The 427-nt window shown below is 61.4% G+C and carries 1 protein-coding gene; it reads right to left on the bottom strand.

The window, feature by feature from the left end; all coding sequences use genetic code 11:
• A partial coding sequence (locus tag AC5ZGW_RS47190) for a TetR/AcrR family transcriptional regulator (protein WP_496114280.1) occupies positions 1-427 on the bottom strand: 427 nt, incomplete at both ends.

The following is a 427-nucleotide window of genomic DNA, read 5'->3' as shown; positions in this document are numbered from 1 at the left end:
GCCGTCGGCGATGAGCTGCGTAAGAGCTGGCCTAAACAGGGCGGACGATGCAAGCGTGACGCGCTGATACAGAACCAGGTTTTCTGGTCGATAGAAGGTCTCGAACAGCCGCCACTGGACCGGCGCGGGCTCGATCTTGTGGTTCCATGATCTGTCAACGAAGGCCACCAGGCGCGCCAGGGGATCGAGACTGGCATCCTGCAGCACACCGCGCACCGCTTCATAGGCACCTTGGGCGAAGCGGCCTGCGAGCGCTTCGAGGAGCTGCTCCTTCGAGGAATAGTAATGATAGAACGCGCCCTTGGAGAGGCCGGCCTCGGCGATCACCTCGTTGAGGCTCGCATGATCGTAGCCGCGCGACAGAAAAACACGCTGCGCCCAATCCAGGATTTCCGACCTGCGTACATCCGGGTGCTTGATCACTCGC

It is taken from the genome of Bradyrhizobium sp. Crot121, assembly GCF_059512385.1.
Note: the sequence above shows the minus strand (reverse complement) of the source record. Positions and strands in the feature narration are given on the sequence as shown.